General features: G+C 56.2%; 22 protein-coding genes and 1 riboswitch (1 of these 23 only partly in view). Of the genes, 12 read left to right on the forward strand and 10 right to left on the reverse strand.

Annotation, left to right across the window (positions count from 1 at the left end; translation table 11 throughout):
• Positions 1 to 73 precede the first annotated feature (73 nt).
• The 4 genes from ftnA to ONZ54_RS00260 all read left to right on the forward strand — a co-directional run bounded on the left by ftnA (position 74) and on the right by ONZ54_RS00260 (position 3,681).
• On the forward strand, positions 74 to 598 hold the full coding sequence (gene ftnA / locus ONZ54_RS00245) for a non-heme ferritin (protein WP_005319436.1): 525 nt from the start codon (positions 74 to 76) through the stop codon (positions 596 to 598).
• A 413-nt stretch (positions 599 to 1,011) separates the two neighbouring features.
• A complete protein-coding gene (locus ONZ54_RS00250; RefSeq protein WP_192896147.1) occupies positions 1,012 to 2,196 on the forward strand; it encodes a BaiN/RdsA family NAD(P)/FAD-dependent oxidoreductase in 1,185 nt (394 codons plus the stop codon).
• A 108-nt stretch (positions 2,197 to 2,304) separates the two neighbouring features.
• Complete coding sequence (leuE, locus tag ONZ54_RS00255; RefSeq protein ID WP_271787232.1) at positions 2,305 to 2,943, forward strand: leucine efflux protein LeuE; 639 nt, start codon at positions 2,305 to 2,307, stop codon at positions 2,941 to 2,943.
• Positions 2,944 to 3,072: 129 nt separating this feature from the next.
• Positions 3,073 to 3,681, forward strand: coding sequence for a LysM peptidoglycan-binding domain-containing protein (locus tag ONZ54_RS00260; RefSeq protein WP_271787233.1), 609 nt, complete (start codon positions 3,073 to 3,075; stop codon positions 3,679 to 3,681).
• 52 nt (positions 3,682 to 3,733) lie between these two features.
• Here the strand turns inward: ONZ54_RS00260 and ONZ54_RS00265 are convergent, their stop codons facing one another.
• The 5 genes from ONZ54_RS00265 to ecpA form a co-directional block, all read right to left on the reverse strand.
• A complete protein-coding gene (locus ONZ54_RS00265) occupies positions 3,734 to 4,408 on the reverse strand; it encodes a fimbria/pilus periplasmic chaperone (RefSeq protein WP_059169445.1) in 675 nt (224 codons plus the stop codon).
• A gap of 15 nt (positions 4,409 to 4,423) precedes the next feature.
• Complete coding sequence (locus tag ONZ54_RS00270; protein ID WP_271788323.1) at positions 4,424 to 6,022, reverse strand: hypothetical protein; 1,599 nt, start codon at positions 6,020 to 6,022, stop codon at positions 4,424 to 4,426.
• A 23-nt stretch (positions 6,023 to 6,045) separates the two neighbouring features.
• The gene (locus ONZ54_RS00275) at positions 6,046 to 8,496 is read right to left on the reverse strand and encodes a fimbrial biogenesis outer membrane usher protein (protein ID WP_271787234.1); all 2,451 of its coding nucleotides are present in this window, start codon (positions 8,494 to 8,496) and stop codon (positions 6,046 to 6,048) included.
• Positions 8,497 to 8,577: 81 nt separating this feature from the next.
• Positions 8,578 to 9,240 carry an EcpB family pilus assembly chaperone gene (locus ONZ54_RS00280; RefSeq protein WP_271787235.1) on the reverse strand — a complete coding sequence of 221 codons (663 nt, stop codon included), beginning with the start codon at positions 9,238 to 9,240 and terminating at the stop codon, positions 8,578 to 8,580.
• Positions 9,241 to 9,299: 59 nt separating this feature from the next.
• Positions 9,300 to 9,863 carry a common pilus major fimbrillin subunit EcpA gene (ecpA, locus tag ONZ54_RS00285; RefSeq protein ID WP_271787236.1) on the reverse strand — a complete coding sequence of 188 codons (564 nt, stop codon included), beginning with the start codon at positions 9,861 to 9,863 and terminating at the stop codon, positions 9,300 to 9,302.
• Positions 9,864 to 10,440: 577 nt separating this feature from the next.
• On the opposite strand from ecpA, the gene ONZ54_RS00290 reads away from it, so the two are divergent.
• The gene (locus ONZ54_RS00290; RefSeq protein WP_271787237.1) at positions 10,441 to 11,064 is read left to right on the forward strand and encodes a response regulator transcription factor; all 624 of its coding nucleotides are present in this window, start codon (positions 10,441 to 10,443) and stop codon (positions 11,062 to 11,064) included.
• A 5-nt stretch (positions 11,065 to 11,069) separates the two neighbouring features.
• The gene (locus tag ONZ54_RS00295; protein ID WP_271788324.1) at positions 11,070 to 14,651 is read left to right on the forward strand and encodes an ATP-binding protein; all 3,582 of its coding nucleotides are present in this window, start codon (positions 11,070 to 11,072) and stop codon (positions 14,649 to 14,651) included.
• A gap of 34 nt (positions 14,652 to 14,685) precedes the next feature.
• On the opposite strand, the gene ONZ54_RS00300 is transcribed toward ONZ54_RS00295, so the two are convergent.
• On the reverse strand, positions 14,686 to 15,126 hold the full coding sequence (locus tag ONZ54_RS00300; protein WP_271787238.1) for a hypothetical protein: 441 nt from the start codon (positions 15,124 to 15,126) through the stop codon (positions 14,686 to 14,688).
• A gap of 173 nt (positions 15,127 to 15,299) precedes the next feature.
• On the opposite strand from ONZ54_RS00300, the gene ONZ54_RS00305 reads away from it, so the two are divergent.
• The 3 genes from ONZ54_RS00305 to ONZ54_RS00315 all read left to right on the forward strand — a co-directional run bounded on the left by ONZ54_RS00305 (position 15,300) and on the right by ONZ54_RS00315 (position 19,087).
• Positions 15,300 to 16,973: a sensor histidine kinase gene (locus ONZ54_RS00305; protein WP_271787239.1), complete on the forward strand. Its 1,674-nt coding sequence runs from the start codon at positions 15,300 to 15,302 to the stop codon at positions 16,971 to 16,973.
• A gap of 76 nt (positions 16,974 to 17,049) precedes the next feature.
• The gene (locus ONZ54_RS00310) at positions 17,050 to 17,781 is read left to right on the forward strand and encodes a LytR/AlgR family response regulator transcription factor (RefSeq protein WP_265431569.1); all 732 of its coding nucleotides are present in this window, start codon (positions 17,050 to 17,052) and stop codon (positions 17,779 to 17,781) included.
• 109 nt (positions 17,782 to 17,890) lie between these two features.
• Positions 17,891 to 19,087 carry an L-lactate MFS transporter gene (locus tag ONZ54_RS00315; protein WP_219598129.1) on the forward strand — a complete coding sequence of 399 codons (1,197 nt, stop codon included), beginning with the start codon at positions 17,891 to 17,893 and terminating at the stop codon, positions 19,085 to 19,087.
• Between the two features lie 79 nt (positions 19,088 to 19,166).
• Here ONZ54_RS00315 and ONZ54_RS00320 read toward each other — a convergent pair whose 3' ends face one another.
• The 4 genes from ONZ54_RS00320 to ONZ54_RS00335 form a co-directional block, all read right to left on the reverse strand.
• Positions 19,167 to 20,291, reverse strand: a complete 1,125-nt coding sequence (locus tag ONZ54_RS00320; RefSeq protein ID WP_271787240.1) for a 5-(carboxyamino)imidazole ribonucleotide synthase — start codon at positions 20,289 to 20,291, stop codon at positions 19,167 to 19,169.
• Positions 20,288 to 20,797 carry a 5-(carboxyamino)imidazole ribonucleotide mutase gene (gene purE / locus ONZ54_RS00325; RefSeq protein ID WP_017412961.1) on the reverse strand — a complete coding sequence of 170 codons (510 nt, stop codon included), beginning with the start codon at positions 20,795 to 20,797 and terminating at the stop codon, positions 20,288 to 20,290. Before purE ends, ONZ54_RS00320 begins: the two co-directional genes overlap by 4 nt.
• 63 nt (positions 20,798 to 20,860) lie before the next feature.
• Positions 20,861 to 21,163 carry a P-II family nitrogen regulator gene (locus tag ONZ54_RS00330; protein ID WP_005321666.1) on the reverse strand — a complete coding sequence of 101 codons (303 nt, stop codon included), beginning with the start codon at positions 21,161 to 21,163 and terminating at the stop codon, positions 20,861 to 20,863.
• Between the two features lie 5 nt (positions 21,164 to 21,168).
• Positions 21,169 to 22,095 (reverse strand): sodium-dependent bicarbonate transport family permease, encoded by a 927-nt coding sequence (locus tag ONZ54_RS00335; RefSeq protein WP_005321662.1) that lies wholly within the window; start codon positions 22,093 to 22,095, stop codon positions 21,169 to 21,171.
• Between the two features lie 111 nt (positions 22,096 to 22,206).
• Between ONZ54_RS00335 and ONZ54_RS00340 the strand changes: the two genes are divergently transcribed.
• From ONZ54_RS00340 to murI, 3 genes are all read left to right on the forward strand, one after another.
• Entirely contained in the window at positions 22,207 to 23,109 is a 903-nt protein-coding gene (locus ONZ54_RS00340; RefSeq protein ID WP_271787241.1) for a LysR family transcriptional regulator, read from the forward strand.
• A gap of 36 nt (positions 23,110 to 23,145) precedes the next feature.
• Positions 23,146 to 23,323, forward strand: a riboswitch (cobalamin riboswitch).
• Between the two features lie 52 nt (positions 23,324 to 23,375).
• A complete protein-coding gene (locus tag ONZ54_RS00345; protein WP_271787242.1) occupies positions 23,376 to 25,211 on the forward strand; it encodes a TonB-dependent receptor domain-containing protein in 1,836 nt (611 codons plus the stop codon).
• Between the two features lie 116 nt (positions 25,212 to 25,327).
• Positions 25,328 to 26,105, forward strand: the 5' portion of a protein-coding gene (gene murI, locus ONZ54_RS00350) for a glutamate racemase (RefSeq protein WP_271787243.1). It continues 14 nt past the right edge of the window; only the first 778 of its 792 coding nucleotides appear in the window; its start codon is at positions 25,328 to 25,330; the stop codon falls past the right edge of the window.

A 26,105-nucleotide genomic window follows, 5' to 3' on the forward strand; every position in this document is an offset into this window, starting at 1 on the left:
TGGCCGCCGTATCTGGTTGATTCGTGTTAAAACAGTGGCGACAATCGTGATCAAATCACAGTGGAGAATCAGCATGTTGGCAAAAGCCATGATCGAGAAGTTGAACGAGCAGATTAATCTTGAATTCTATTCCTCCAATCTCTACCTGCAGATGAGCGCCTGGTGTGAGGACAAGGGTTTCGAAGGTGCCGCCACCTTCCTGCGCCAGCACGCCGTCGAGGAGCGCCAGCACATGGAGCGTCTGTTCACCTACGTGAGCGAGACCGGCGCCATGCCTATGCTGGGCGCCATCGATGCGCCTCCCCACGAATTCAAATCCCTGGGCGACATTTTCCGTAACACCCTCGAACACGAATATCACATCACCCAGTGCATCAATGGCTTGGCTCACGTGGCATTCACCACTCAGGACTACTCCACCTTCAACTTCCTGCAGTGGTACGTGGCCGAGCAGCATGAAGAGGAGAAGCTGTTCAAGAGCATCGTCGACCGTCTGTCGCTGGTGGGCGAAGATGGCAAGGGTCTCTACTTCATCGACAAGGAGCTGGCCGAGCTGGCCAAAGGTGCCCCCGCCAGCGTCATGGATGGCAACGCCTGATAGTCGTGGACACTTAGTGTTCACCCAGTACAATAACGGCCCCTTTATGGGCCGTTTTTTGTTTTTTACGAGTTGCCGTTGCGGTGGTACTTGGCAGGCATGATAACGGTACTTTTTATGGGCCGTTTTTTGTTTTTTACGAGTTGCCGTTGCGGTGGTGCTTGGCAGGCATGATAACGGTACTTTTTATGGGCCGTTTTTTGTTTTTTACGAGTTGCCGTTGCGGTGGTGCTTGGCAGGTACAATAACGGTTCTTTTTATGGGCCGTTTTTGTTTTTTATGGGTTGCCGTTGCGGTGGTGCTTGGCAGGCATGATAACGGTTCTTTTTATGGGCCGTTTTTTGTTTTTTATGAGTTGCCGTTGCGGTGGTTTTTTTGGTCGCGTGTTTGGCCGTCTGATGAGTAGGGCAGTGATGATGCAAGTGGATGTGGTGGTGATCGGGGCCGGTGCGGCCGGTTTGATGTGTGCCCAGCAGGCGGGTTATCGTGGGCGCTCCGTGCTGGTGCTCGACAACGCCAAGAAGCCGGGTCGCAAGATTCTCATCAGCGGTGGTGGTCGTTGCAACTTCACCAACCATCAGGCCGGGCCCCACGCCTTCCTCTCGGGCAATCCCCATTTCTGCAAATCGGCGCTGGCACGCTACACCCAGCAGGACTTCATCGACCTGGTGGACAGGCACGGGGTCAACTACCACGAGAAGACCCTAGGCCAGCTGTTCTGTGACGAGAGTGCCAAGGAGATAGTCGATGTGCTGCTCACCGAGTGCGACTGGGCTGGCGTCACCCTGCAGTTCCAGACCGAGATCCTGTCGGTCACCAGGACCGAGGCCGGTTTTGTGCTCGGTACCAGCAAGGGGGAGGTGAGCTGCCACTCTCTGGTGGTAGCCACTGGCGGCCTCTCCATGCCCAAGCTGGGCGCGACTCCCTATGGTTTCAAGCTGGCGGAGCAGTTTGGCCTCAATGTGCTGCCTACTCGCGCCGGTCTGGTGCCGTTTACCCTGCATCAAGCCGAGAAAGAGGCCTTTACCGATCTGGCGGGTATCAGCCTGCCGGTGGCGGTGACCGCCGAGGATGGCACCCGCTTCAAGGAGGCCATGCTGTTTACCCATCGCGGTCTCTCCGGCCCCGTCATACTGCAGATCTCCTCCTTCTGGCTGGCGGGGGAGAAGATCCATATCAACTTGCTGCCCGAGCTGGATATCTCGGCGGCGCTCAAGGCATGGGCGCAGGCCCATCCTGCCCAGGAGCTGAAAACCGTGCTGGGTCGCGAGCTGCCAAAGCGTTTCGTCGACAAGCTGGTGGAGCTGGGTCAGCTCAATAGCAAACCGATGCGCCAGTACAACGAGCGAGAGCTGGAGGCCATCGCCACCCTGCTGGGGGACTGGCAGATACTGCCGAACGGCACCGAAGGTTATCGCACCGCCGAGGTGACCCTGGGCGGCGTGGATACCAACGAGCTCTCCTCCAAGACCATGGAGGTGCGCAAGGTGCCCGGTCTCTACTTCATCGGCGAGGTGGTAGACGTGACCGGCTGGCTCGGGGGCTATAACTTCCAGTGGGCCTGGTCTTCCGGCTGGGTGGCCGGCCAGTACTGCTGATCTGCGACGGCCCTGTTCCCGGCGGCAGGAAAATTGGTATAGAGTGGCAGTTCACTATTTTATCCGGCGGGGCTGCCTGCCTGTTCTTGTTTGCTGGCGAGGTGGGAGATGTTTGAGAGTCTGGGTGTCGTCAATGTCTGGACCTATCTGGTCGGTCTCTTTTTCATCATCATAGCGCCGGGCCCCAACTCCCTTTATGTGCTGCGCACCGGCGCGAGCCGTGGCGTAGGTCCCGGTTATCGGGCGGCGCTCGGCGTCTTCGTCGGCGATGCCATCCTGATCTTCTGCGCCTACCTGGGGGTGGCCTCTCTCATCCGTACCACGCCCCTGCTGTTTACTCTGGTGCGCTACCTCGGCGCCATCTATCTGCTCTATCTGGGGGTGAAGATACTGCACGCCAATTTTGTCGCCAAGCGGGAAGGGCAGGAGTCGGTGGTGGACCTGGGCGAGCGTTACTTCTCCAAGGCGCTGACCCTGAGCCTCACCAATCCCAAGGCGATCCTGTTTTACGTCTCCTTCTTCGTGCAGTTCATCGATTTCAACTATGCCCACACCTGGCTCTCCTACCTGGTGCTGGCCGGCATGCTGGAAGCTATGAGCTTCGTCTATCTGACACTGCTGATCTTCGGCGGCACCCTGATGGCCCGCTTCTTCCGCCAGCGACAAACCGCCGCTCGCCTCGGCAATGGCCTCATCGGCCTCTTCTTCATGGGATTTGCGGCGAGGCTGGCGACCCTGTCGTCCTGAGCTTTTTCGATAGTTTTACCTGATGATGCCGGGGACCATCCGCGTAAGACCATTCTGAAACTGGCTGGTCACCCTTGTTAGGGGGCTGACGACCTGATCCAATAGGGTTTTTTGGATCCAGTTTCACCCATGGTGCGTCAATCTCTACTGCTGCTGGTCATGTTGACCACGACTCCCTTTTCAGCGGCCACTGAAACCTTCTCGTTCCAGAGTTACCAGCAGGGCGTGCTGCGTATGACCCTGATAAGTCCGAGTCTGGATGGGGAATTGCTGCTGCGCCGTGGTGAACAGTTTGAGCCTCTGAACAACATAGTACTGGAACGGCTTTTCACTTTGCGGGTGGCACTGCCCTGCCAATGGCTGACGGACGACAGCATTCTCTATTGGTCTTTACCGGGGCGACCGCTGCTCAGTGCAACCATTCCTGCCCAGTCCTGCGTCACTGCACCTTCGGCACCACCACCACTCCCCCCTGTCCTGATATATGAAAAGCAGGGTAAATGTCTGATCGACACAGGTGGGAATACCCTGTGGCGAGTGGCAACCGAGCTTGCCAAACGCAATCGAGCCAGTATCTACCAGAACGTTTACGCCATTTTTGTTACCAATAAACGGGCTTTTGCCGGCGAGGATATCCACCGCTTGCGCAGTCGCAGACTCTATTGCCCCGATCCCGCACTTGTTGACCATATAGAGCCAGAGCATGCCAGCCGGATGTTCAAAGAGACGGTCAGGTAGGTACGGGAGAAGGTGTTCTCTTGACCGAAAGTTCTTTAGTCGAGAGCAAGGGTTAATCTGGCCAGCAGTCCTTGCCTACAGGTATAAAGCGGGATTGATGCACGATCAGTTTCTGGTTACCTATCTGGCTGATCTTGGGGTTGCGATAGGTTTCTCCTGGTAGCAGGTATTTGTTGTCTGCCACGCTGTCGGGCTGATCACAGCCCTGTTTCACCATGAATTCAAAGAAGCTGTTGCCGGTATTGGTGATGCTGCCCGCCGCCTGATCGAGCCGGTATTCGAACCGCTCCTGCCGGGGACGCGCCACCAGAATGGATTGCAGCTCTATCTTAATGTCCAGCTTGCTTTTACGGCTCTTATCTTCATGGCCACCGGCTTGGGCTGCTGGCGACTCGATGAAGGTCACCCGGTAGTAACGCTCCTGATCGTCGGCAACCCCCTTATAGTAGAATTTGACGTTTTGCTGCTGTTTTGAATGCAGTACGAAGCGCTTGGGCGCATAAAGCAGCTCTCCCGGAGGCATGGCCAGCAGTTGCCCACTGGCCGTAGGGTTGCTGATCTTGGCCGCGCGAACCTCATAGATTTTGGGCGTGGTGCCATTGTTGGTTACGGTACGAGCCATGAACTCGTCTGTGGATTCAAGCACGGCAGTCATGGGACCTATATCGATGGCACTCACTGGCAACGCCAGTAAACACGTCAGTGTCAGCAGAGCTCTATAACGCATCCTCAACTCCTCACCCTAACGCCAGATCCCATTGATGGTAATGGTACCGCTTTGCTGGACATTTCCTTCCCACATATCGCCAGTCGTGGTGTGCTGTGTCATGGGATCCGTGAGATCGAATTCGAGTGCCAGTGTACGGAAACGGGTAATTCCTTTGTCACCATTGGGATCAGTCCATTCCAGGGGCGGTTGGCTATCCTGAATTCCCAGTGAGCGGATATCGACAGGGGTGCTGTCACAACGGATCGGGTGTTTATAATTATTCCCTTTCTGGGCTGAGTCGAACACCAACCGGGTTGGCACTGGTACGGCTTTTCCTGCTGTTATCTGATCGGTGGGGTAGAAGGTGCAGTGACCCTGGTAGGGACTACCGCTATCTTGTTTTACCGAGATATTAAGCGTATCGGCACTAGTTGGACCACTGTCCGAAATATTGTAGGGAAAGCGGAGAATATCCTTGCCAACTTCCCCCTCCCGGTAGGGATTCGTCACACCTTCGGAAGAGATAATTGACACGCTAAAGTCACGGGGCTTGATGACAATTTCAGTTGTGCCACTGAATTCGTAATAGCCGCTCTCCGGTGCATATCCGTTCTTCATGTTGAAGTTGATAAGATTGCGTGTCAGTTTATCCTGCAACCCCAGCCGTACGACCTGTTTGAAAAAATTGCTTGATAAAAATAGGTAGACGGAAGTGTGCCCCCGTAAATAGCTAACATTATAACGCCCCTCTTTATATGCCCAGTTTGTGAGGTTAGAGCTCATCTGCAGGTCGGCTCCACTGATGGCTGCATTGAGAGCACTATCCTTGATGTGTGTGTACATATAGGGTTCTGCATAACTCTGGCTTCCATCATCATTGAAGTTGTAATCCAGGAAACGGCACAAAATTCCGTTTTGTGTACCCAAACGATAGTTTTCACACCCTTGCGAACCGGGCAGGACATATGGACTACCATTGCTGTCTACGATCACTTCACTGATGGCATTGGTTTGTACGAAACGTAGATGCCCCGCCTTTTTGTGTTGCATCTTTCTTACGTACCAGTAGCCGCCGGTTTGGTCCTTGCAGCGAGCGCCTCTTGTTGCGTCATATTTTATGGTAGTGGCACACAGGTTCATCTCGCGGTTGAGGGTGGCACCAGTCGGCATGGTGCGCAGGTAATCAAAAAAGCTGGCGCTGAGTTTGCCATGTCCCCAACCGGCAGCTGCACCGATCAGTCCATAGAAACCCTGATCATCCACCACAGCTGGTTTATTGACGGACTCTGCTGTTTCAGGATCGCAGCGGGCATAGGTCATGATGCAGCGTTGGTTGAGATAGGGACGATGAATTGGGCCCGTCTCCCACATATCTACGTTCCAGTTATTAATGTCTGTGTTATAGCCATTGTCTACATATGCAAGACTGGCTTGGCCATTGCCTTTGAGGGATGTCCAGGCATTGCTCCCTGTCAAGCGTGGGTCCAAGCCGTCAGTCGGTGCTACAAACAGGTTGTTGTCCTCCTGATTTTCGATAAACAGGAAGTTCTTCAGTGGTGCATCAGGCCAGACTGTTTTGGATACAGCCGATTCACTGGTTTGACTCCAGCCGATTCCCAATAGCAAAAGCATGAGTGCCGCTTTGTTAGTATTCATCACTGATATCCTCTTGCCATTGCATAGGTTTGCAGACCACGGCAGATCACATCGCCCATCCAGACGGCACCACTCTGCTGTGCCAGATCCAGTTCGGCTTCGCAGAATTCGTTGCCATGCTTGAAGCTCAGTACCGGATTGGCCTTGTCCACATCCAGCGAAAACTCACCGGCCTCATTGGTGACTGTGGTGCCGATATGGTTGTCGATCCTGGCGTTGGCGATCACGCTGCCATCTTCGGCGCGTATGACGCCAAAGACGGTGACCATCTCCTTGACCGAGTGGGTGGCATCCAGTCTGGCCACGTTGCCGGGGAACAGGGTATAGCGCTGCTTGCCGGTGCTGATGTCATAGCTGTCTTTGGTGGTCTTGCTGTTGAGCAGCTCCACTTCGTACTCCTGAAAGGGAGATAGGGCGACAAAGGTCTTGCTGCCTTCTAGCGAGTGCTCCTGGCCATTGATTCTGGCGAGCATCTTGCCCTCCTTGCCCATGCCGGTGTCGATCAGCAAGCCTGAACCGGATCGGTTCTGGCTGGAGGCTAGGACCTCATCCCCAGTGGTGATAATCGAGCCGCGGGCCATCAGGTTGCCATTTACATCACCACCCGAACTGCGACCCAGGGTCAGGGTGCCTCCCGTCATGCTGTTTTCAAAACCCAGGGTACCGGAGAGGGATGGGTTACTGTTTTCCATGCCGTTGATGACTTTCGCACTGTTGAAGGACGCCGTATTGATGAAGCCCTCCATGCGTTTCTGATAACTGAGGTTGGCCGTGGTGTGGCCCTGCTCATTGCTGCTCATGCCCAGATTGAACAGGTTGTCGAACGGGATCGAATAGTCCAGCGTTATGCTCTTGTTGTTGAACCCGCTCAGGGTCGCGCTGTTGCTCTGCAGGCTGGTACGCAACCCCAGCTGACCATAACGACCGGTATAGAGGCTCTGATAATAGTCTATATAACTGCGGTCGCTCCCCTGCTCACGGTCATGAGTGGTGTTGAACGAGAGATTCCCAAGTTTGTCATACCAGCCCCCCAGGTTGATGCTGATGCCGGCGGTATAGAGATCCAGAGTGGCTGTGGTCAGCTTGCTGCCCGTGTCGAGTTTCTCCTGACTGAGCCAGAGTGAGACGTTGTCATGAACCTGTGCCGTCACGCCGGACGAGATCCGCCAGGAGGCATCAGAGGCCAACATGCCCTGCAGCTGGGTACTGACCCTGTCGGTCAGCTGCCAGCTGGCCTGACTCTCGCTGACCAGGGCATCCTTGAAGCCATAGCCGGTCAGGGTCAGGTTGGTGGTCTCGAAGGTGCGTGCCAATGACAACCCCAGCAGGGGTGAGTGGGAACCATCCTGGCTCGTTTCCATCAGTCCCCCCCAGGATTGCCAACCCCACTCCTGATCGAAGCCCAGGCTGTTGCCGAGCTTGGTGACGCGTTGGCTGCTGGATTCCGTCAGCCGGCCATCGATATGGATCTCGACCGTGACGCTGTAGGAGCCGTGGGGGAAGCGGCTGGTGTCGATGCGGTGGTTGCCTATCGAGAAGTTCTGCAGGCTGATCAGTTTGCCATCCCGATAGACCCGAACCTCACCCGCAGAGGGCATGAAGACCTGGATCGGGGTGGTGGATTCGCTCTCATTGACGGTACGTGAGAGGGCCTGATTGCCGTAAGAAAGCCCGTAGATCCTGCCTGTATTCAGGGCGGACACCCCTCCTAGCGTCTGGAGATCCCAGGTTGATACCATGCCGGCCGCAAAGCGGCGATCCTCGATATCCCGCTCATACATGGCGCGATAAAGGGCGCCGCTCTGGTTCGTTTCCCCCAGATTGTAGAGAGAACCATCAAGGTCCAGATGGTGTTCACTGTACCCCACCAGAGTGTTCAGCTGGGCGAAGTTGGTACTGGTGCTGTCTGCCTGGCGACTATTGGCAAAGGAGTATCCCAGGTTGTAGCGATTGACGCTGGTCAGTGCTTCAACGGAGGGAGTCAGGCTAGCTTTTGTGGTGTTGGCTTGCTTCTCGCCAAAGGCAGCCTTGGTGACCTTTATGGTCAGCAGCATGGCGATCAGATCCAGCTGCATGGTGGCGCTGTCGTTGATGACCAGCCGCCCGTCGCTGGAGAAGGTGCGCAGCTGATTCTGTTGCAACAGATCCACCAGCTCCTTGCGCAGGGCCACATCGCTTTGGCCCTGAGTGAAGTCCAGATTGAGCAGGTGCAGTGTGCCGTCCCGCAGGATCAGCGTGGCGTTGCCGATGGATTCTTCGGTGGTGGTGTCGAGCGCCAGAGCCTGATCCTGATATTGCAGCCTGACTGGTACGGCAATGCCTTCTGCCAGTGCGCTGGCAAAGCTGGCAGGAATGATGACATTGGCGATTTTGAGTGGTGCCGAGGCGCCGGCCGAGGCTGACATCATGATCAGCAGTGCGGCTGGCAACAGGCAGGCTTTTTTCAACATATCACGCACCATGGCTCTAAATTTCGGCAAAACAACACCGCCACTCGACCAGGTGGTAGAGGCAGTAAGAGAACAGCAGCGTTATTTGACGACGACGAATTCCTGACCCAGCCAGAGACCGATGTGGCTCCTGTCATGCTGAATATTGACCTTTTTAAAGTGGCGTTTTTTGCCCGGCAGGTCGTAATAGGTTTCTTTGCATTGCTCCTGGCTTTGTTTCAGGCAAGTGCCATAAGCAATGGTTCTGTATGAGGCATTCCCTTTATTGGTCAGGATGCCATCTTGCAGGGTGTAATCGAATTGCTGCTGGCGGGGGGTAACCACCAGGATGGTGCCTATCTGGGCAGAGGTGGTGGCGACTGCCTGACGGCGTTCGTTGCGCTGATCGTCCATCGACAAAGCGGTATCCAGCCAGCGAATGCGGTAGTAACGCTCCTTGCCATCCTGTGGACCCTTGTAAAAGAAGCGCACGTTGTTTTTGGCATTGGCGGGGAGCATCAGCCGGCTCGGCGACAGCATGAGTTCACCGTCTACCTCCATCGGCATCTCCTTTCCGCCCTCTTCCGGTGAGGAAATGCGAGACACAGATATGGTGATCAGCCTTGCTTGATCGCTTTCGTTCGCGATCTCTTTGGAAACGTCCTGGCTGCCAGCATCAATAAAAGTGGTAACCGAGCCGACGTTGATTGCCTGGCTGATTCCGGGAATAAACAGCATCCATGCCACTAGTATTTTCAGGTTCATGCGACCTCCAATGACTATAAGGGGCCCACTCGGGCCCCTGATTACCTGTGCCGAAGCAATTAGGACCAGTTGGCAACAAACTCGACGTTGACTTCACCGCTCCACAGACCGTCTGGCAGGGTGTCAAAGGCTGCATCTACACCGGCGCTGGTTGCACTCTCGATGATGAAGGTGAAGGCACCTTGTGCAGTCACATCTCCGGTGTAGCCTTGGGCGATGGGGGAGAGGTTGCCGCCGTTAATGCCGGCTGCCACATCGATCAGAGTCGAGTAGGCAGTGGTGGTGACAGGTACACCGGCCCACAGCACGCCGACATCGACTGTGGAGTCGCCACCCAGGTGATTCAGGGTGCCATTCAGCTTCTTGGCCTTCAGGGTAAAGTCGGTCGCACTGGCATCACCCTTGATGGCGACATCGAACAGGCCATCGACGGTATTGAAACCCTGGATCCCTTCGGCGTATTGGAAGGAGAGGCTGGTGAGCGGGGTGACAACCAGTTCAGAGGTGGTATCTTTTTTCGCTGTGGCTTTCCAAGTCGCCACGGCTGAGGCTTCTACGGCAGCATAAGAGGAGGCAGTAAAGCCGAGGCCAACAACGGTCAGTGCAAGCAGAGTCTTTTTCATGTTGATGTATTCCATATGTATTTTAATGAAAGCGGCTTTAGACCACTTGTTTTATTACCTACACCGAGGTGTATTCGTTTATCCCGCCCTCGAATCACCTTTCGTCAAGGGGGGAGGCAGAACACCGGAACGAAATGCCCATCTGGACTGCCTATCTTTTCGCCAACAAAGATAACTGCTTGACCTGTTTGAATCGATTTAATCATGCGTAGGAAAAATCCTAAAAGGTGCTTGTTACGTACAACTCTGGGTAGATAAAAATTTAAATACTATCCGCATCAATTTTTTAATTTAAATATTTGTTTTTTAAGTGTTTTACTGCTTACCTTGTCAAGGTCTTGACACCGAGTTTGGATGAGTTTGAGTCAGCGGCAGAATGGGGGGGCAGGTCGCAAAGAGGATTTTTTAACTTGTTGATAGTTATGTGAAATATTCATTTTTACATAATCATTAAGGGACTTTGCTGTTAATGATTTTTAATTGATTAACGTATTATTAATGTAAGGCTATCGTATGGTGATGTTGTGAAATTATAGTTATCATACGCCAAATAAAATTATTCAATGATAGGTTGCATATGGCAAAAATATTAATAGTTGATGATCACCCAGCGATAAGAATGGCAGTTAATATTTTGCTAGAACAGGATGGTCATCATATTGTTGCTGAGGTAGATAATGGTGTCGATGCCATCGTTGCTGCTAAAAAACATCAACCTGATATTATTGTTCTGGATATTGGAATCCCAAAGCTGGATGGCATAGAGGTGATAAAAAGAATAAAGGCCTTGAACATGGGAATCAAGGTCGTAATTCTTTCTGCACAGGCGACTCATCATGTCATGGTACGTTGCCTGCAGGCCGACGCTGATGGGTTTATGTCTAAGCTTGATGATCTTTCACTATTAAAAAGCATGCTTTTACAGATAGAAAATGGTCAGGTTTGTTTTCCTAGAGATGTTATTACTGGTGCCAGAGATGCTTATATCCTTGATAATGAGGGGCTGCTGTCTTCCCTCTCAAATCGTGAGATGAGTGTACTCATGCATATATGCCAAGGCCATACAAATAAGAAAATTGCGGAACACATGCTACTGAGTGAGAAGACGGTAAGCACTTACAAAACTCGCTTGATGCAGAAGCTCAATGTAACCAACATGATCGATCTGATCAGCCTCGCCAAGCGGCAAGAATTGATGTGAGCAAAATGAAACTACTCCCGGTATTGCTCGTCTGCCTCTGCTCATTCTTCACTTCTGCTCATGAGCTGGGAGATGATTTATTACATGTCTATGCACGGAACGACAGTGAGTCTCTCGGGCAACAGACACTTCCCTTGCATGCCGATGACTGGTTGTGGTTACGTAATCGTGACCAGTTGATTCTTGGGGTTCCAAAGCCAGATGATCCCCCTCTGGATATCACCCTGCGTTCTGATGCCTATGAAGGTGTTACTGCTGACATGATTGGTATGCTGAGCCATCTACTGAACATCGATATAGTAGTGAAAACTCTTCCATCACGGGCAGAAGCCATTGATGCGCTAAAGCGGGGAGAAATAGATCTCTTAAGCTCATCAAACTCCTATGAGGAGGAGCAGCAACTATTATTAACCAATAGATATATCGCCGATGATCCTGCTATATATAAAAGCATTCATGTTCCAGAGCAGGATATAAAAACGGTAGCTGTTCCGAGTTATTACTTGCCCGCTATTGCAGTGAAACGCTATCTGCCAAATGTTAAAATAAAAACATATCCTTCTCGATACAGTGCAATATCAGCCGTAGCATATGGCCAAGTTGATGCCGTCATGGTGGATATGATTTCCGGGAATTTCATTGTCAATAAATTTTACCAAGACAGCATTCAATTACTAAGGCCCTTGTATGTGGATACTCATGGTTTTTCATTCGCGCTGGAGAAACAGAATCGGCGTCTCAAGAAAATCATTGATGTTGCTCTACATAGGATATTGGATGGCAAGCGTGACGAAATTGCCAAGCGCTGGAGCGGGGGAGGACTCTCTATCGATGCCAAGAAGATCGGGCTGACCAGTAGTCAGTGGGTATGGCTGGGGCAGAAGAGGACAATCCGGATCGCTGTTAACAGCGGCGTACCACCGCTGAGTTTTCTTGATGTCAATGGTACCTTGCATGGTGTGGTTGCTGATCTCATTCAGGTTCTGAGAGCAAAACTAGACGTCGAAATAGAAGCTGTACCGGTCAAGACGGCCAAACACATGTTACAGCTACTGGATGATGGGAACGTGGATGCAGCGGTAATGAGTCCATCTGCAGAACGTAAGCAGCGCTATCTATTCAGCAGGGCTTTTGCGCTTGATCCTCTGTCTTATGTTGTTGGCGTGAAGCATGAGGTGACAGAGCCTGAGAGTCTAATCAAGTTTGGGACTGTGGCCATCGTCAAAGGTTTTATCGCTACACAAGCCATAGACAAGGCATATGGCAAAATGACAACTCACTCCTTTGATCGCATCGAAGATGCGTTGCGCTGTGTCGCAACGGAGGTATGCGATGTAGCCGTATTACCTCTACGGGTTGCCAAGTATTACATCAATAGCAAGTTTCCCGATAGCTTGCTTGTTACAGGCGAATTGTTTGAGTCAGTTCCTATTGGTGCTTCATTTGTTGTTTCTTATGAAAACCAAATGCTGCGCAATATTCTCGACAAGGTGGTGGCAACCATACCCCCAGATGAGTTGGAAGGGCTCTCCAACCGCTGGCGTGTCAGTCCTCAGAAAGAGGCCATCACTTGGCAGGAGTTTGTTCGGGAGTTTGGGATCTTCATCTCGCTGATCCTGTTGCTGACTATCTGGGTCAGCTTGTGGGGCCTATCCCTGCGCAAACAGATGCGTGAACGCCGACTCGCGGAGGAGGCGTTGAATGCTCAACTCAAGTTTATTGAAGACCTGGTGGATGGTACACCTCATCCTATTTATGCCAGGGATCAGTCTGGGCAACTGATCCTTTGCAATAGCAGTTATGCGAGTTTCTTTGGTGAACCAAAAGCCAATCTGTTGGGGGGCAACTTGGATTCGGATCGTGAACGATGGCCTTTTCTTGCTCCCTTGTTTACCGATCTTGTTGTTGCTTGCGAAGAGCGGAGGGTGCAAGAGGGTGATCATCGTCTGGTTATGGCAAGAGGGGGGGTGGATGTCTATCACTGGGTTCAGCCTTATTACGATCGGGATGGCAAGGTACAGGGTGGAATTGGCGGCTGGATCGATGTAAGCGAGCGTTTGCGTCTACTTGACGATCTGGCCGTGGCAAGCCAGGAGGCGCAAGAGGCCAATCGTGCCAAGTCGACATTTTTGGCCACCATGAGCCATGAAATTCGTACCCCCATGAATGCCATCATAGGCTTGCTGGAACTGACCCTGAGGCGAGATCGTCTGCATGAGGAGGATAAGGCCTCGCTCTCTATCGCCCATGGTTCGGCAGCAGATCTGCTATCCCTGATTGGCGACATTCTCGACATCTCCAAAATAGAGTCGGGTCGGCTCGAGCTGGTACCAGAACCTCATGACATTGTGGCCCTGACCGAGTCGGTCGTTACCGTCTTCAATGCCTTGGCCAGGCAGAAGAACCTGCAACTGGAGCTGGTTGTGGGTGCGTCACACTGGGTTCAGATAGATGGACTCTGCTACAAGCAGGTTGTCTCCAATTTGATCAGCAATGCCATCAAGTACACGGACAAAGGATCGGTTCGGGTGGAATTATTGTCACGGATTAGTGACGGTTGGTGCACCTTGCAACTGGCTGTCAGAGATACCGGGATAGGAATCGATCCGATGGAGCAAGAAAAGTTGTTCCAGCCCTTCAGTCAGGCCAGTCAACCCAAGCATATTCAGCGATCTGGTACCGGCCTGGGGCTGATGATCAGCCGTTCTCTCTGTGAATTGATGGGTGGGTCACTGTTGCTTGAGAGCGAGCCGGGTCGTGGTACTCGTGTCATGATCGAAATGAAACTCCCTCTGACTGCAGCCGTGGAGCAACCGCTATTGGTCGAACTGGGTAACACAACAAAAAGCGGTCGGCGGCTGCAGGTAATGGTTGTAGATGATCACCCCACCAATCGGTTGCTGATCAGCCAGCAACTGGCCTATTTGGGGCATGAAGCCAAGGCGGTCGAGTCAGGTGTTCAGGCATTGAGGCTTTCTGCTGAATACCCGTTTGATGTCATCATCACCGACTTCAACATGCCAAGTATGAACGGGTTTGAGTTGACTCGTCAGTATCGGGCGCGGGAACACCACAATGGGATGCGGCGTTGTGTGATTCTAGGTTTGACGGCTGATGCTCGTCAGGAGCAGGTGAGTGAGGGCTATCTTGCTGGTATGGATGACTGCTTGTTCAAACCAGTTGGGTTGGAAGAACTCGGTCACTGCTTACATAGACACATGCAGCGTGAAGAGCAAGCAGACATTGCAACTTGCATGCAGGAAATCAAACATTGTCTCGGGCCTCTGACTGGCAATCAACCTGCATTGATAATGCCTCTATTGACAGCATTTATCAGTGCCAGCGATGACGATCTCCTGGGATTAGAACAAGCCGCTGATGTGCAAGATGTGCCACAGTTTCTGGATTATGTTCATCGCTTGAAAGGTGGCGCCAGAATCATGGGGGCCTCACAACTGGTTAAGGCCTGCGGCGAGGCTGAGTCCGATGAGCTGGATTCATTGGCTTTACCCTTGGTGTTGGAACGTTTGCAACGAAGCTATGAGGTGGTCCGGTTGGCAATTGTGCAGCTTCAGGAGGCTGAGTAAGGATAAAGGCATGACAAGCATGCCTTTACAATTTTCAGCCATGCCAATACACCATCAATTCATAGGCGGCTTCACCGATCTGGTTTGGCCGGACTGAGGCAGCCTCATAGCCAAGATAGTAGTGGGTGGCTTGTTCCAGTATCAGTGGGTGATTGGCTGGCAACAGCTGCCCATTGATTGTCAGCTGTATATCAGTGCCGGCCTCTTGTGGCAGGCGGCCATATAGCTTACGAGCTTGCAGCTGATAGGTGGTATTGAAATCCGGGCTGCTGATATTGGCAGCCAGGGTATGGGTGGGATGCCGCGCCTGATTTGAATTGACGAGTTGAAGGCCTGGATGGGTGAGCGCTATTTCCATCCTGGTATCTTTACTGGCAATGGCCGGCAAGTTGAGCTGACGGGTTTGGGTATCGGCCTGTGCGGCTGAACCACAGCACCCAAGCAGTAACGCCACCAGAATTCCTTTCTGAGACATATGATCCTCTCCTGGATATAGAAGTTACTCCCGTTGGCAGGAGTGTTTATTTATCGGCCCTCCAACCGAGAAGCTTAGTATGGATCCAGTTATTCGAAATGAGCTGACACTGGATACGGGGTATGATCCCGCGCCTTGGTGCATATCTTCTTCATTGATACGGGATCCCTGTTTTGCTCGAAAATCAGATGATGTTGTTGGCGGTGTTTGAACGGGCGGCGCTGATGCTGATGACCCTGTTCTTTCTGACCCGTACAAGACCGTTCCAGCGGTTGTTCCAGAAGCGTGATCACACCCCGGCCGAGCTGGTGCTGGTCGCCTCCATCTTCGGCCTGTTCGCCGTGTTCAGTACCTATACCGGCATTCCGGTGGAGGGGGCGCTGATCAACGTGCGGATCATCGCCATCATCTCGGGCGGCATACTGTTCGGCCCCTGGGTCGGCATTCCGGCCGGGGTCATCTCGGGCCTGCACCGCTACCTCATCGACATGGATGGCCACACCTCGATCCCCTGTCTCATCGCCAGCATCATCGCCGGTCTGCTCGCCACCTGGTTGCACCTGCGCTGCCGCAAGTCGCGACTCTGGCTCTACGGCATACTGGCGGGCATGTTGTGCGAGGGGCTGACCATGTTGCTGATCTGGCTGCTGACCGAACCTCATGAGGTGGGGGTGGAGATCGTCAGCCACATCGCCTATCCGATGATCGCCGGGGCGCTCTGCATCGGGCTCATCATCAAGCTGGTGCAGGATTTGGATGACGAGAAGGAGCTGATTGCCGCCAAGCAGGCCAAGCTGGCCCTCGACATCGCCAACAAGACGCTGCCCTTCTTCCAGAAGGTCGATCGCCACTCCCTTGGTCAGGTGTGCGGCGTCATCTGCAACGAGATCCATGCCGATGCGGTGGCCATCACAGATACCCGCGACGTACTGGCCTACGTGGGGGTGGGCAAGGATTACTACGAGCTGGACGAGCACCACGCCATCAGCGACATGACCCAGCGGGCCGTGTTGCTGGACCAGATCATCATCAACAACGATCTGCGCCAGTATCACCTCTCCGATTTTCACTCTGTCATCATCATTCCGCTGCGGGAAAACGGCGCCGTCAGCGGCACCCTCAAGATCTACTATCGCCGCACCCACAGCATTACCAGCTCGCTGCGAGAGATGGCGGTGGGCCTCTCCCAGCTCATCTCCACCCAGATGGAGGTGTCGCGCATCGAGCAGTTGAAGGAGATGACCCGCAAGGCGGAGTTCACCGCCCTGCAGAGCAAGATCAACCCGCACTTCCTGTTCAATGCCCTCAACGCCATTTCATCCTTGATCCGCATTCGTCCCCAGCAGGCGCGTCAGCTCATTGCCAATCTGGCGGACTATCTGCGCTACAACCTCAACAAGGGGGACGAGCTCATCGATATTCAGGAGGAGCTGCAGCAGGTGCGCGATTACATCGCCATCGAGCAGGCCCGCTTCGGCGACAAGCTGGAGGTGGTGTTCGAGGTGGACGATGTGCACATCCAGGTACCGAGCCTGCTGTTGCAGCCGCTGGTGGAAAACGCCATTCTGCACGGCATCCAGCCCCGCAGTGCGCCGGGCCGGGTCATCATCGAGGTGAAACAACTGGCGGGGGGGATTCGGGTGGCTGTGCGCGATACCGGCTACGGCATCAGTCAGGCGGTGATCGACGGCGTGGCCGCCGGTCGGGTGGAGAGCCGCAGCATAGGGCTGATGAACGTTCATCAGCGGGTCAAGCTGTTGTACGGTGACGGCCTGCAGCTAAGGCGGCTGGAACCGGGTACCGAAGTCTGTTTCTATCTGCCGGATCAGGAGGCGATGCCATGTTGAGAGACATCACTGTGGAAAATGAACACCTGATTCAAGAGGCTCCGGCCAGCCTGTTCTGCCATCCGGAGGTATTGCCATGCTGAAAGCCATTATTGTCGAAGATGAATATCTGGCCCGGGAGGAGTTGGCCTATCTGGTGGGCCAGCATAGCCAGATCGAGATAGTGGCGAGTTTCGAGGACGGGCTGGAGGCGTTCAAATACTTGCAGGATCACGAGGTGGATGTGGTGTTTCTGGATATCCAGATCCCCTCCATCGATGGCCTGCTGCTGGCCAAGAACCTGCACAAGTCGAGCCATCCGCCCCACATCGTCTTCGTCACCGCTTACAAGGAGTTTGCGGTGGAAGCGTTCGAGCTGGAGGCGTTCGACTATATCCTCAAGCCTTACAACGAGCCGCGCATCATCAATCTGCTGCAAAAGCTCGAGCAGGCGGGCAAGTCTCAGCCGGTGCAAGGGGTCGAGGGGATCAGCCCGCAGAATCGCACCGTCAATCTGGTGAAGGGGGAGCGCATCATAGTCACCCCCTGCGAGCAGATCTACTACGCGGAAGCGGACGAGAAGCTGACCTATGTCTATACCCGCACCGATCGCTACGTGATGACCATGACCATCAGCGAGTTTGTCAGCCGGCTGCCTGCGGAGGGCTTCTTCCGTTGTCACAGATCCTATTGCGTCAACATCAACAAGATCCGCGAGATAGTGCCCTGGTTCAACAGCACCTATCTCATCCGGCTCCATGACCTGCCGTTCGAGGTGCCGGTCAGTCGCAGCAACATCAAGGCGTTTCGTCAGCTGATGCGGCTCTGATTGTCATTCATTCCTGCCGATCTGCATTTCATGCCTTAGTCGGCTGGCACGAGCTGCGTCTTGCCTATAGTGGCCTCAATTTCCTTAAGGCCATCGACCGAGACGCATCATGACCAAAGAGATGAACCGCACCCGGTACCTCACCCTGATTGGTACCATCATCACCCAGTTTGCGCTGGGTTCCGTCTACACCTGGAGCCTGTTCAACGCCCAGCTCTCCGACAAGCTGGACGAGCCGGTCAGCCAGGTGGCGTTTGCCTTCGGTCTGCTCAGCCTGTCGCTGGCGGTAGCCTCTTCCATGGCGGGCAAGTTGCAGGAGCGGTTCGGGGTGCGCAATGTCACCCTGGGGGCCGGCGTGCTGCTCGGCATCGGCTTCTTCCTCACCGCCCACGCCAGCAATCTGGCCATGCTCTACCTCTGCGCCGGTATTCTGGTGGGGTTTGCCGACGGTACCGGCTACCTGATGACGCTCTCCAACTGCGTGAAGTGGTTCCCGGAGCGCAAGGGGCTCATCTCCGCCTGCTCCATCGGCGCCTATGGCCTGGGCAGCCTCGGCTTCAAGTACATCAACCTGCTGCTGCTCTCCAACAACGGCCTGGAAGCGACCTTCCAGCTGTGGGGATTGATCGCCATGTCCATGGTGCTGGTGGGTGGCATGCTGATGAAGGATGCACCCAAGCAGGCAGCTTCGGCGCAGCAGACCGAGAGCCGTGATTTCACCCTGGCCGAGGCGATGCGCAAACCGCAGTACTGGATGCTGGCGCTGATGTTCCTCACCGCCTGCATGAGCGGCCTCTACGTTATCGGCGTGGCCAAGGATATCGGCGAGAACATGGTGGGTCTGTCAACTGCGGTGGCTGCCAATGCGGTCGCGGTGATCGCCATGGCCAACCTGGGTGGTCGACTGGTGCTGGGCATTCTGTCTGACAAGATGTCCCGCATCCGGGTCATCACCATAGCCCAGCTGATCACGCTCGGTGGTATGGGATTGCTGCTGTTCGTGCCGCTCAATGCCAATCTCTTCTTCGTGGCGGTGGCCTGCGTGGCCTTCAGCTTCGGCGGTACCATCACCGTCTACCCCTCCCTGGTGAGCGATTTCTTCGGTCTCAACAACCTGACCAAGAACTATGGCGTCATCTATCTGGGCTTTGGTCTGGGCAGCATTATTGGCTCCATCGTGGCCTCCTTGTTCGGCGGCTTCATGGCGACCTTCAACCTGATCCTGGTGCTGATGGTGGTGGCCCTGGTGCTCTCCCTGACCATCCGCTTGCCAGCGCCTGTCGCGGTATCTGCCGACAGGGCCTGAACTCTCATTCCATTGTGATGACAGCATGAAAAAGAAGACCCGGGCTTGGCCCGGGTCTTTGCATTCAAGGGAGTGCAGCTCAGCGTGGGGACAGCCCCAGCAGGCTGCGTACATGGCGGCTAGTATCCTCCACCGTGTGCCAGTCGCTGCCTGTGATGGTGACATGACCCATCTTGCGGCCGGGGCGAGCCTCGCCCTTGCCATAGAGATGCAGGTGCACCCCGGGCAGGGCCAGCACCCCTGCCCAGTCTGGTGTGCCCCCATGCCAGAGATCCCCGAGCAGGTTGAGCAGGATGGCGGGTCGCACCTCGGCTTTCTCGGGCAAGGGGAGATCGCACAGGGCGCGCACCTGCAACTCGAACTGGCTGCACTCGGCATTGTCGAGGCTGGGGTGACCCGAGTTGTGGGGGCGGGGCGCCATCTCGTTGACCAACAGCCGCCCTTCCACCAGAAAAAACTCCACCGTCAGCACGCCGACGTAGTCGAGCGCCGCGATCAGCCGCTCGGCGATATCTTTCGCCTCAGCCTCCAGCACAGGGACATTGGCCGGGGAGCGGGTTTGATCGAGAATGCCGCCGCTGTGCCAGTTCTGCACCAGAGGCAGGGCGCTGATGGCACCACTCGGGCTGCGGGCCAGGGTGAGGGCAAACTCCCCCTCCAGCGGCAGGCGTTTTTCCAGTACGCAAGGTACGCCGCTGGCGGTCAGCGCGCTTGCCAGCTCATCCAGATTGCCGACCTGCCACTGGCCCTTGCCGTCGTACCCCTCGCGGGCGGTCTTGAGGATGGCGGGGAACAGCGCGCTGGCCTGTGCGGGGATGGGATCTCCCGCCAGCAGCGCCAGATGGGGGGCGACCGGGATGTCAGCCCCGCGCAGAAAGGCCTTCTCCTCGCGCCGATCCTGACAGATGCGCACCGCGCTGGCGGCTGGCCGCACCGGTTTTTGTTTTTCCAGCAGGGCGAGAGTGGCGGCGGGCACGTTCTCGAATTCGCAGCTGATGGCGGCGCAGCGGCTGGCCAGATCGTGCAGGGCTGCCTGGTCGTCATAGGGGGCGATAATATGGTGATCGGCTGCGGCACCGGCGATGCTGGCGGGGTCGGGATCCAGCACCACCACCTTGTAGCCGAGGCGGTGGGCGGCCATCACGAAGTAGCGGCCAAGCTGGCCGCCGCCGAGCATGCCCAGGGTGGCGGGTGGCAGTATCATGCCGGGTCCTCCAGTTGCAGCGCCAGCACCCGGTCACGCTCGTTGGCGCGGAAGTCGTCGAGCTGTTGCTGGTAGCGGGGGGCATCGCCATCCAGGGTGACTGACAGCAATGAGACAGCGAACAGGGCGGCGTTGGCGGCCCCCGCCTCGCCGATGGCGAAGGTGGCGACCGGCACCCCCTTGGGCATCTGCACTATGGAGAGCAGGGAGTCCATCCCTTTGAGGTGGCGCGAGGGGATGGGTACCCCCAGCACGGGCACCGTAGTCTTGGCGGCGACCATGCCCGGCAGGTGGGCGGCGCCACCGGCCCCGGCGATGATGGCCCGCAGGCCGCGATCGCGTGCACTGGCTGCATACTCGAACAGCAGGTCCGGGGTGCGGTGGGCCGAGACCACCCGCGCTTCGTAGGGCACGCCGTGTTCCTTGAGGATGCGGGCTGCCGCCTGCAGCACGGGCCAGTCGGAGTCGGAGCCCATTACCAGGCCGATCAGGGGAGGGGTGTTCATTTTTTCTGGTTCCTTGCTGTTAAACGTTTGCTTTCGTTAGGCAAAAAGAGCCGGCAAGCCGGCTCAGAATTTTTCGGGTCGCACGATTTCGACCGGTTGCAGAAAGGCGATCATGGCGTAGTCGGGGTAGTAGCGACTCTGCAGGTGGGCGAGTAGTCGTTCCGCCTGCTCGCGGCTGCAAATCGCCTCCAGCCTGATGTTGCCGCTCTCGCTCCAGCTGGCGTTGCGCTCGCCGTGATCCCCTCGTCCGCGTGCATCCGTGATGGTGTAGCCCCGCAGCCCTTCCCGGGTCAGGGTGCGCAGCAGGGTGGGTTCAAGATTTGCTTCCGTGATGACGGTCAGCAGGGTACGGGTCTCGGTCTGCATGATGGCTACTCCGTGAAGTGGCGGGCCCAGCTGTGGTAGAGCGGGATCCCCAGCATGATGTTGAAGGGGAAGGTGACGCCCAGCACGGCGCTGAGGGACAACCCCGGGTTGGCCTGGGGCACGGCGATGCGCAAGGTTGCTGGCACGGCAATATAGGAGGCGCTGGCCGCCAGGGTGGCCAGCAGGGTGAGTCCGCCAAGGGAGAGCCCCATCAGCTTGCCGACCGTCAACCCCAGTCCTGCCGAGGCGAGCGGCATCAGCAGGGCGAAGCCGAGCAGAAACAGGCCATGGCGGCGCAGATCCTGGCACTGGCGTGCCACTATCAAACCCATCTCAAGCAGGAAGAGGGCGAGCGCTCCTTTGAACAGATCCACAAAAAGGGGTTTGAGGGGGGCTATGCCTTGCGGCCCGGCCAGATAGCCGATGGCCATGCCACCGAGCAGCAGGGTCACCCCTTTGCCGAGGAAAGTTTCATGCGCCAGCATGCGCCAGCGGGTCTGGCGGCTCACCCCGCGCGCCAGCATTATGCCCACCAGGATGGCCGGGATTTCCATCACAGCCAGGAAGATGGATAGCTGGGATTCGAAGCTGATGCCGCGTTCAGTGAGCCAGTTTACCCCGACTGCGAAGGTCGCCACGCTGACCGAGCCGTAGTGCGCTGCGGTAGCGGCGGCATCGATCCGGTTCATCTTTATGCGCAACAGGGCAAAGCCTGCCAGGGTTTGCACCACACCGAGCAGTATCACCAGGGCGAGTTGTGGCAGCAGTGGCAACAAGGATTGCTGGGCCAGGCCCACACCGCCTTTGAGGCCGATGGCCAGCAGCAGGAAGAGGGAGAGGGTGTCATAGAGTGCGGGGGGCAACTTGAGCTCGGATCGCACCAGACCGGCCAGCAGGCCAAACAGGAAAAAGAGTACAACAACATCCAGCATGAGGGGTCGCAGGAGGCAATTCACAGGGTGCTTGCATGCTAGAGTGCATGATGCTTCGATAAAATCAGATTTTGATTGATGATTGTTCGGCAAAAACTGATAGGAACCCGGATGCTCAACTACAAACAACTCTATTACTTCTGGCATGTGGCGCGCAGCGGCAGCGTGACACGGGCCGCCGAACAGCTTCATCTCACTCCGCAAACCATCAGTGGTCAGGTCGCGGAGCTGGAGCTGTCTCTCGGGGTGGCGCTGTTCAGCCGGGAGGGGAGGCGGCTCGTCTTGACGGCTGCGGGGCGCCAGGCACTTGAGCAGGCCGGCGCCATCTTTTCGCTGGGGGCCGAGCTGGAACACACACTGCGCCACGCCAGCCAGGAGCTGACCATGCAGGTAGGGATTGCCGACTCGGTGCCCCGCACTCTGGCGTTTGAGCTGCTGGCACCGGCCATGGCGCTGGCGACGCCGGTGCGGCTGATCTGCCATGAAGAGCGGGCCGAGCAGCTATTCAGCGAGCTGGCCAGACACAAGCTGGATATGGTGCTGATCGATCGCCCACTGCCACCAGATAGTGGTGTACGTGGCTACAACCATGAACTGGGACGCAGCCCGCTGGCACTTTTTGCGAGCCCGGCGCTGGCGGCTCGTGCCCGTTCGGGGTTTCCCGCCTCTCTGGAAGGGCTGCCGCTGCTTATCCCCGGCGAGAAGTCGGCGACCCATGATCGGCTGCTGGCCTGGTATCGCCAGCAGGGCATACATCCCCATCTGGTCGGCCAGTTTGACGACTCGACCCTGATGAAGTCGTTCGGCAAGGCGGGCATGGGGATCTTTCCCGCCCCCCTTGCGATGCGTGACGAGATTGAGCGCCTCTATGGTGTCGAGCGGATTGCCACCTTGCCCGAGGTCACGCTCTCCTATTATCTGGTCTCTGCTGGCCGTCACCTCTCCCATCCCGGTGTACAGGCGGTGATGGAGGGAGCCAAGCAGCGGCTGGTGGAGCTGGAAAAGCAGAAATAGAAATCTGGATGGCTATACATCCAATCTGGCTCTGCCTATAATCCCCTCCGCTTTGGCGCATCATGCTTAATAGGGAATCCGGTGAAAATCCGGAGCTGGCGCGCAGCGGTAAGGGGGAACGAAGCGACATCAGGGCACTGCCGTCAGGTGGGAAGCCGTCGCCGTAGGCCATCAGCCCCCCAGCCCGAAGACCTGCCAAAGTTCGTATTTCGGGCCGAGAGAAACCGGCCACGAAGTAGATGCTTACGCGAACTTAAGGATCTCTCATGTCCAAGAAATTATTGGTGGCTGCCCTGTTGCCAACGGCGGCCTTCGCCCAGACGACCATCCCCGTCAATCCTACCCTGGTGATCACCGCCAATCGGGTGGAACAACCCATCAGCTCGGTACTGGCACCCGTTGTGGTGATCGACCGCGCCGAGATCGAATCCCGTCAGGTGCAGAGCCTGCCAGCGCTGTTGAAGACGTTGCCGGGTGTGCAGATCACCACGCTAGGTGGGCGAGGGCACATGAGCAGCCTGTTCATCCGCGGTACCAACTCCAACCATTCGCTGGTGCTGATGAATGGGCGCCCCATCGCCGCCATGGTGGCCGGCACACCAGACCTCAGCCAGATCCCGCTGGGCAATATCGAGCGCATCGAGTACATCCGGGGTCCGCGCGCTGCTGTCTATGGCGCGGATGCCATCGGTGGCGTCATCAACCTCATCACCAAAACTTCCGCCAAGAATGGCAGCGAGACTCATCTGAAGGGGGGTGTGGGCAGCAATGGTTACGGCCAGGGTCAGGTGCGTACCGTGCAGGCCCTGGGTCAGCAGACCGACATGAATATGATGATCGGCTACGAGCGTACCGATGGTTTCGATGTGGTGGCCAATGCCCAGCAGCCGGATCGGGATGGCTTCGACAGTCTGAACGGCCAGTTTGGGCTGAATCATGCGTTCAGTAATGCCTGGAGTGGGGACTTCAACGCCCAGGGTTATGACAACCAGACCGAGATGGATGATGCCTATCAGTCGGCTGACCAGAGCCGGGTACAGGCCTTCCAGTATGATGGCGGTCTCAAGTTCCAGAGCGAGACGCTGACCAGCCGGCTTGAGGCCAGCTATGGCGAGAACAAGCTGAAGAGCTGGCTGGAGAGCAAGGGGGAATCCAGCGCCCAGCCGATCCACACCGGCTTGACCCGCTTCTCCTGGATCAACAGCTGGAGCGGCGTTGAGGGGCTCAACCTGACCGGCGGCGCCGACTGGCAGCAGGAGCAGTTGAAATCCGACTCGCGCAGTTCTGGCCTGGCGTTCAATGCCCCCGATCGCGACAATACAGGGTTGTTTGCGGTGGGCAGCTACCGCTGGCAGGCCCTGCTGTGGGAGCTCTCTGGCCGTACCGATGACAATGAGCAGTATGGCCGTCACAATACCTGGTCTGCCGCCAGCGGGCTGGACATAGATGACAACCACAATGTACGGCTCAGTTATGGCACCGGCTTCAAGGCGCCGACCTTCCTCGACCTCTACTATCCCGGTTATGAGAATCCGGATCTGAAGCCGGAAGAGAGCAAGAACCTGGAGCTGGGCTTTGCGGGCCGTTATACCGGTTGGGACTGGTCGCTTAACCTCTATCGCAACAAGATCCAGAACCTGATCGCCTGTCAGAGTGCGTTCTCCACCTGCAAGCCGGACAACACGGATGCCGAGATCCGTGGCGTGGAAGTGGCGCTGGGTCTGGAAACCGGTCCGCTCCATCATGACCTGAGCTTCGATTACACCCGGGCCGAAGACAAGAACGATGGAGATCAGCAACTGCTGCGCCGCGCCAAGCAGAAAGCCAGCTGGCTTACCCAGGTGCAGCTGGGCCCGGTCGATCTCTCCACCGAGCTGCTCTATGTGGGCAAGCGGGATGACAAGAACTTCAGCAGCTTCCCTGCAGAGCGGGTGGAACTGGGTTCCTACACCCTGATCAATCTGGGGGCCAGCTATGGGGTGACGCCTCAGCTCATGCTGGGTGGCCGTATCGACAACCTGTTTGATCGTGACTATGCCCCGGCCTATGGCTACGCATCGGCGGGTACCGAGTTCAAGTTGACGGCGGACTACCGCCTCTGATCGCCAGCGCTGCTATATATAGAAGAGAAAAAGCGAGGCCCTGCCATTGGCAGGGCCTTTTCTATTGGCGGCAGGCGGGAGTATGATCGCTGCCTTGCACCAAAGGGGGAGGTCAGGTGGCCAATATTCTAGTGTTCGACTCCGGCATGGGTGGCTTGACCATCTATCGCGAGATCCGCCGTGCGCTGCCGGCACACAACTACTTCTATTGTTTTGACAATGCCAACTTCCCCTATGGTGAGCTGAGCGAGTCAGCGTTGATTGCTGCCTGCACCCGTCTGGTCAGTCACATGGTGGCCGAGCATGCCATCGATCTGGTGGTGATTGCCTGCAATACGGCCAGCACCATAGCCCTGCCATCCTTGCGTGCCGCCCTGACCATTCCAGTTGTCGGCGTGGTGCCTGCCATCAAACCGGCTGCAGCCCTGACCCGCAATGGGTGTATCGGGCTGCTGGCGACCCCGGGCACCGTCAGCCGTGAATATACTCATCACCTCATTACCCAGTTTGCCCCGGGCAAGCGGGTGTTGCTCAAGGGCGCGACTGAACTGGTGATCGAAGCCGAGCACAAGCTGGCGGGACGGCCGGTAAACATGGCGCTGTTGCAGGAGGTGCTGACGGACTGGATGGAAGGAGAGGAAAGGCCGGATACCCTGGTGCTGGGTTGCACCCACTTCCCGTTGCTCAATGACGAGATCCGGCAATTGATGCCAGGATGTCAGCTGGTGGATTCAGGGAGCGCTGTAGCAAGACGGGTGGCCCATCTATTGGCTACTGTGGCTGAGCGGCCTTCACAAGCCATGGTGCAGGCCAGGGCATATTGCACCCGACTGGATGCACAAGCCCAAAAATTGACAGCCCCCTTGCAAGCTTGGGGGCTGTCATTACTCGAAG

Origin of the sequence: Aeromonas salmonicida, assembly GCF_028355655.1 — a bacterium.
GTDB classification, from domain to species: domain Bacteria; phylum Pseudomonadota; class Gammaproteobacteria; order Enterobacterales; family Aeromonadaceae; genus Aeromonas; species Aeromonas salmonicida.